The organism is Clostridium chromiireducens, from assembly GCF_002029255.1.
Lineage (GTDB): Bacteria > Bacillota > Clostridia > Clostridiales > Clostridiaceae > Clostridium > Clostridium chromiireducens.
This window is the reverse complement of sequence record NZ_MZGT01000064.1, coordinates 20,850-27,498: the sequence shown is the minus strand read 5'-3', so window position 1 is coordinate 27,498 and position 6,649 is coordinate 20,850. Positions and strand designations below refer to the sequence as shown.

The window sequence follows — 6,649 nt, the reverse complement described above, 5'->3', positions numbered from 1 at the left end:
TTCCTATTCTATAAACTATTATTATTCCATAAAACTAGGATTTTTATTTTAAACAGCATAAATTTACTCCTTAGAAATAAACCAATTCCTCTTCTAGTTTATTTATAGTTTTAAAATTACTTACATTTATATAAGGAATTTCCCTTTGTTCATTTTGTATAAATTTCCTATGAAGTGTACCTTCTATTTCAATCCATTCTTTTCCATCAAAATCAATAGGTTGTGCAGTTTGACACAAAAACCCTAGGAAAGTAATATCATCTTCACAACATGTCATGGCATTTCTTCCAAACGCAAAAATACCTTTAGGGTACTTAGGATTTATATAAGCAACTCCTCTTGTTTTTATCTTTTTGCCTTCATATTTCTCTGGAAATTCTGTCGCATCTAAATACCATACACCAAAATCATAATCTTCAAACTCAATGACATCAGCATTAATATCAAAAGGTAGTTCTAATGGTCTATCATCAATCTCGCCATTTTCTAATTCAAAAATTATACTTACATGTGCATTAATTGCTTTTACGCCATTTCTAAATTTCAATTTATCCGTCACTTCATTGCATCTATTAAAAACAATTAAATTAGAATTCTTGAATTGCTCTATTAATAGAGATTTCATATTATTCATATAACTATCAAAAGTAGATGCATCTATAGGTGTTATAATTTGAGCAATCTCCCAACCCTTCGGCAATCCTAATTTTTCAATAATGTCAAATTCCCACATTCCATTATATTCTATTAAAACTTTAGTCGGCTTATTTTCCTTATTAATTTTATCTAATAATGAATATGTCAATTCTTCTTTGTCGCTTATACTCACTAACTTAACATGATTTCTATTTATAAATTCTTTTTCATATTCCTCTATTCCACTTTCGCAAACAATTAAAGTAATCCTTTCTCCTTCAATAAATTCTGGATCATTAAATATTTCTTTAACAAAAGTAGTCTTACCACCTTCTAAAAAACCAGTGATCAGAAAAACTGGGATATCTGTCATCAATCATTCCTTCTTTCTTCTAATTCTCTTAAGCACCATGCAAATAGGTATTTAATTCCCCAATGATGCTTATTATTACTTTCAATTTCTATCTATATGTGAAATAACTCTCCTATTTCATCTTTATTTAGATTTGTTCCTATAACACATATTCTTCCTGTATAATCTGGCAATCCTTCACGCACTTCATATTCTCCCGGAACCAAATCGAAGTTAATCCATCCACCTTCTACGCATGGAATTATACCTTTTGCACGTAATATAACACCATAATCCGAAGAATCAGCTAACGATTTTAATATATTTGTTATCTCATCTTTTGAAAACTTTTTTGGAGTCTCCATTCCCCAACTTGTAAATACTTCATCTGCATGATGATGCTCATGTCCACAATCGCATTCATTGTCGTGATGGTGATGGTGATGATTTCCGCAGTTGCATTCCTCCTTGCTATGTTCTTCATGATTATGATGTTTGCAACTACAATTTTCATCGTGCTGATGATCACTTTTATTATGCTCATTGCAAGTGCATCCATCATGGTGATGGTGTTTATGTTCACTATATTCCGCGGTTATATTTAACAGCTCTTTCTCAAGAGAATTTTCTCTTTCCATTGCAGAAAGAATTTGTTCAGCCTTTATTTCATTCCAATTTGTAGTTATTATAGTTGCACTATCGTTATGTTCTCTGATTTGATTTATACATACCTCCAGTTTTTCCTCTGAAAGTTTTTGAGTTCGACTTAATATAATTGTGTTCGCATTTTCAATTTGATTATTAAAAAACTCTCCAAAGTTTGTCATATACATTTTGCATTTAATTGCATCAACTACTGCTGTAAAACTATTTAGCTTGATATTTGCATCATCTTTTATATCTTCTACTGCTTTAATTACATCAGATAATTTACCTACTCCTGATGGTTCAATTATTATACGGTCTGGTGAATATTTATTTAATGCTTCTTTTAGGGCAATTCCAAAGTCACCAACTAAAGAACAGCAAATGCATCCTGAATTCATTTCAGTAATCTCAATTCCTGAGTTATTTAAAAAACCTCCATCAATTCCTATTTCGCCAAATTCATTTTCAATTATCATAATTTTCTCATTTCCAAAAGCCTTTTCTTCTATTAATTTTTTAATTAACGTAGTCTTTCCTGCTCCTAGAAAACCTGATATTATATCTACTTTCGTCATAAAAAAATCCTTTCTATAAATAATAATTAATTAGTACACCTGGAAATTATAACTTACAAACCAATTATATAATTAATTTTAATCCTAACTCCAAAACAAAACGCTGTCAATAAATGATATATAATAACTTTTTATAAACCAATAATGAATTTCTTTTTAGGTATATGATAATATTATAAATAAGTTAAGTAAAGGAGTGTTTTACATGTGTGATTTCACTAAACCGAATGTCTTCTTTAGCAGATGCTTGGGATTTGATAGTTGTCGATATAATGGTCAGATGATAACAGATGAATTTGTTGAACATTTAAAACCATATGTAACCATTATCAACATTTGTCCAGAGATGTCATTAGGACTTAAAGTTCCAAGAGATACCCTTAGAGTTGCATTATTAAATGATGACTTGAGACTATATCAACCAAAAACAGGAAAGGATTTTACTAAAGAAATGAGTGAATTTGCAGACTCATATTTAAACTCTCTAAAGGATATTGATGGATTTCTTTTAAAAGGCGGTTCCCCTTCCTGTGGCCATAAAAATGTTAAAGTATATAATGGAACCTCTAAAGTTACAGGAAGTACTAGGGGATCAGGATTGTTTGGCAATAAAATCAAAGAAATATTTCCCTATACCCCCACAGAAGATGAGGGAAGATTACATAACTATCGAATCCGTGATAATTTTCTCGCGAGGATTTTTATGAATGCAGATTTTAGAAAAGTAAAAGCATCTAACTCTCTAAATGAATTAATACATTTTCATACTAAAAATAAATTTCTACTCATGGCAAATAGCCAAAAATATACAAAGATTCTTGGCAGGATTATAGCTAATAAAGAAGGATTAATAATTAAAGATATTTTAAATGAATATGAAAAAAACTTGAACCTTGTATTCGAGAAACTTCCTAGGCATACAAATAATATAAATGTTTTGATGCATGCTATGGGGCACTTTTCTAAAGATATAACTAAAAAAGAAATAGACCTACTACTTGATTCTTTTGAAAAATACAGGATTGGAAGGCTCACAATAAGTACACCACTGCTTCTTGTAAAATCATATATAGTAAGATTTAATATTGATTATCTTTTAGAGCAAACTTATTTTAACCCCTATCCAGAAGATTTAATTATATTAGAAGATTCAGAAAAAGTTAAAATATAAAAATAATAAAGGCAGCTTTTATAAAGTTTGCCTTTATTATTTTTTCTTACTTACATCTCTAGCATATTCCTTGATTATCTAGTGTTCCACTAAAATTTTTTCAATTATAATAAACAATTTTAAGAATTTAAATATATTGATAATATATCCTTCTTAATACTGATTCAAGTAAAAGATTACGCACGTGTTATTAAAATCAGATGAGAAATAAGAGAAAGGATGATGTATAATGGATACTTCGAAATTTCCGCTGAAAAATAGTACTAAATTGGATGCTGATACATTGAAAACACTCTTAAATTCTGATGAATTTTCAAAAATAATAGAAAAAAATCTAGTTCCAATGGATGAAGTTGATGGATTTAAAATTCGTCCAGGATTCTATCTCGAAAATGGTGCAGTAGTTATTCCAGGAGGTGTTAGTTTTACTGTTCATTCGCAGAATGCGACTTCATGTAAATTGCTGCTATTTAGGCCAGGCAATTGCGATCCTTATGCTATCATACCATTTCCAAAAAATTATAGGATAGGTAATGTATACTCAATGATTGTATTGGGATTAAACATTGAGGAATTTGAATATGCGTTTAGTATAGATGGGCCCTATGCTCCGGAGAAGGGACTAATTTTTGATAGTTCTCAATATTTACTCGATCCATATTCAAAAGCAATTACTGGCCAAAGCGTGTGGGGATCTAAAGCAGTATGTGGTTATCAATATAAATCCAGAGTTGTTGCAAACGATTTTGACTGGGGAAACAGCAAACAATTATCAATTCCTATGGAAGATCTTATTATTTATGAATTGCATGTTCGTGGTTTTACTAAGCATAAATCATCTAACGTAAATTATCCCGGCACTTTTGCTGGCTTAGAAGAAAAAATTCCATATTTAAATGAACTTGGAGTTAACGCCGTTGAGCTTATGCCAATATTTGAATTTGATGAAATGTTAAATTCACGATATATAAACGGAAAAAGACTATATGATTATTGGGGATATAATCCTGTATGTTTTTTTGCTCCAAACGCCAGCTATACTTCTAAATCCGAAAATAATAGAGAGGGAGAAGAACTAAAATCATTAATAAAAAAATTTCATGAAAATCGAATAGAAGTAATTCTTGATGTTGTATTTAATCATACAGCTGAAGGAGATGAAAATGGACCGTATATCTCTTTCAAAGGATTTGATAATAACCTGTACTATATGCTTACTCCTGAAGGCAAATATTATAACTTTAGTGGCTGTGGAAATACCCTAAACTGCAATCATCCTGTTGTGCAAAGGCTTATATTAGACTGCCTACGTTATTGGGTCACTGAATATCGAATAGATGGTTTTAGATTTGACTTAGCTTCGATCCTTGGTCGTAATGAAGATGGTTCCCCAATGAATAATCCTCCTTTATTGCAAAACCTAGCCTTTGATCCAATTCTCGCAAAAACGAAATTAATAGCTGAGGCTTGGGATGCTGGAGGATTATATCAAGTTGGAAGTTTTCCTTCTTGGAAAAGATGGTCAGAATGGAACGGGAAATACAGGGACGATATTCGTAGATTTTTAAAAGGTGATTCTGGGCTTGCTGGTTCCGTTACTGAAAGAATTTCTGGTTCTCATGATTTATACGATCCTAATAGCAGAGGTACAAATGCTTCTGTAAATTTTATCACCTGTCATGATGGATTCACCTTATATGACTTATATTCCTATAACCATAAACATAATGAAGAAAATGGATGGAACAATACTGATGGAGAAAATAATAATAGCAGCTGGAACTGTGGAGTTGAAGGCGAGACTGATGACGAAAATGTATTAAATCTAAGGAAGAAATTAATAAAAAATGCCTGTGCTGTTCTCTTAGCAAGCCAAGGCACTCCAATGCTTTTAGCAGGAGATGAATTTGGAAATACACAGTTTGGAAATAACAACCCATATTGCCAAGACAATGAAATTTCATGGCTTAATTGGAGCTTATTAGATAAGAATATAGAACTATTTACGTTCTTTAAGAATATGATAAATTTTCGAAAATCCCATCCTGTACTCCGAAGTAGAATCGAAACCGCTAAATGTGGCTTACCTCATGTTAGTAAACATGGTACTGAACCTTGGTATTTAGATTCCTCAAATGAAACGAGAGTTGTTGGAGTAATGTTTGCAGGATGGAATAAAGCTACAACCGCCGATGACATTATATATATTGCTATAAATTCATACTGGAAAAAGGTAACTATGCGGTTACCTGATTTACCGATAAATTTAGAGTGGAGAATTGCGGTAAATACTGCTATGCCCTCTGGAGAAGACTTTATACATTCAGTAAATGAAATGCTTAGAGTAGGCAATAACATTGAACTCGATTCAAGATCTGTGGTAATTTTAATTGGTACACTTAAAGTATAATTTTAAATTTCTTTAGTTTAGTGGATGTCATTTAAATATGCTTCTTAATAACCCCAAACTGACATCCACCTTAAATTGTTTATTTCAGCAAATCCAAATACTCTTCATATCCTTCATCCTTCATTTTATCCATTGAAATAAATTTAAGTGACGCTGAGTTAATACAATACCTTAAACCACCCATTTCTTCTGGCCCATCAGTAAATACGTGTCCTAAATGTGCATCACCTGTCTTACTTCTTACTTCTGTTCTTACCATACCATGATTTGTATCCATTTTCTCTTTAATTAATGACCTATCAATTGGTTTAGAAAAAGCAGGCCAACCACAGCCCGAATTGAATTTATCCGACGATAAAAATAAAGGTTCTCCAGTTGTAATATCTACATAAATTCCTTTTTCATAAAAATTATTATATTCATTATGAAAAGGTGATTCCGTTGCATTTTCTTGTGTAACTTTATATTGAACCTCTGTTAACTCTTCTTTAAGTTCTTCTTTAGATTTTTTTATGTATTTTGTAACCATAGCATTCACTCCCTTATAAAAATTCAAACTTAAAATTAAATTTTAATCTCCTTTGAATAAAAATCTTATATCTTGCTCTTCCCTGCTTTGTTTTAAATATTTCACTGATAATATTTTATCACTTCTCTAGTAATTCTACCCATTTAAAAATATTTATATAAGTTATAAATATTTAACATATCCTAGCTCTGTATAAGAATTCGTCATTTACTAAATTCTAAAACTCCTTTGAAACAAAAAGACCAGTTACTTAACTTGTAATTATGTAACTGGCCACTTTAGTTTTAAATAAAATATTAATTTAGCTAATCCATTACTTTTTATGTAA

At 30.8% G+C, this 6,649-nt stretch carries 5 protein-coding genes; 2 read left to right on the top strand and 3 right to left on the bottom strand.

Annotated features, from left to right (window positions below; genetic code table 11):
• Positions 1–70: 70 nt before the first annotated feature.
• Complete coding sequence (locus tag CLCHR_RS18955) at positions 71–1,009, bottom strand: TIGR03943 family putative permease subunit (RefSeq protein ID WP_079441477.1); 939 nt, start codon at positions 1,007–1,009, stop codon at positions 71–73.
• 92 nt (positions 1,010–1,101) lie between these two features.
• The gene (locus tag CLCHR_RS18950; protein ID WP_079441476.1) at positions 1,102–2,211 is read right to left on the bottom strand and encodes a CobW family GTP-binding protein; all 1,110 of its coding nucleotides are present in this window, start codon (positions 2,209–2,211) and stop codon (positions 1,102–1,104) included.
• Positions 2,212–2,416: 205 nt separating this feature from the next.
• Here CLCHR_RS18950 and CLCHR_RS18945 point away from each other — a divergent pair, with 205 nt between their 5' ends.
• Positions 2,417–3,382, top strand: coding sequence for a YbgA family protein (locus CLCHR_RS18945; protein WP_079441475.1), 966 nt, complete (start codon positions 2,417–2,419; stop codon positions 3,380–3,382).
• Positions 3,383–3,611: 229 nt separating this feature from the next.
• Positions 3,612–5,792, top strand: coding sequence for a glycogen debranching protein GlgX (gene glgX / locus CLCHR_RS18940; protein ID WP_079441474.1), 2,181 nt, complete (start codon positions 3,612–3,614; stop codon positions 5,790–5,792).
• Positions 5,793–5,871: 79 nt separating this feature from the next.
• Here glgX and msrB read toward each other — a convergent pair whose 3' ends face one another.
• Positions 5,872–6,321, bottom strand: coding sequence for a peptide-methionine (R)-S-oxide reductase MsrB (gene msrB, locus CLCHR_RS18935; protein ID WP_079441473.1), 450 nt, complete (start codon positions 6,319–6,321; stop codon positions 5,872–5,874).
• Positions 6,322–6,649 lie beyond the last annotated feature (328 nt).

Coding starts and splice junctions, on each gene's coding strand:
- CLCHR_RS18955 (WP_079441477.1), bottom strand. CDS start 1,009: ATGACAGATATCCCAGTTTTTCTGATCACTGGTTTTTTAGAAGGTGGT.
- CLCHR_RS18950 (WP_079441476.1), bottom strand. CDS start 2,211: ATGACGAAAGTAGATATAATATCAGGTTTTCTAGGAGCAGGAAAGACT.
- CLCHR_RS18945 (WP_079441475.1), top strand. CDS start 2,417: ATGTGTGATTTCACTAAACCGAATGTCTTCTTTAGCAGATGCTTGGGA.
- glgX (WP_079441474.1), top strand. CDS start 3,612: ATGGATACTTCGAAATTTCCGCTGAAAAATAGTACTAAATTGGATGCT.
- msrB (WP_079441473.1), bottom strand. CDS start 6,321: ATGGTTACAAAATACATAAAAAAATCTAAAGAAGAACTTAAAGAAGAG.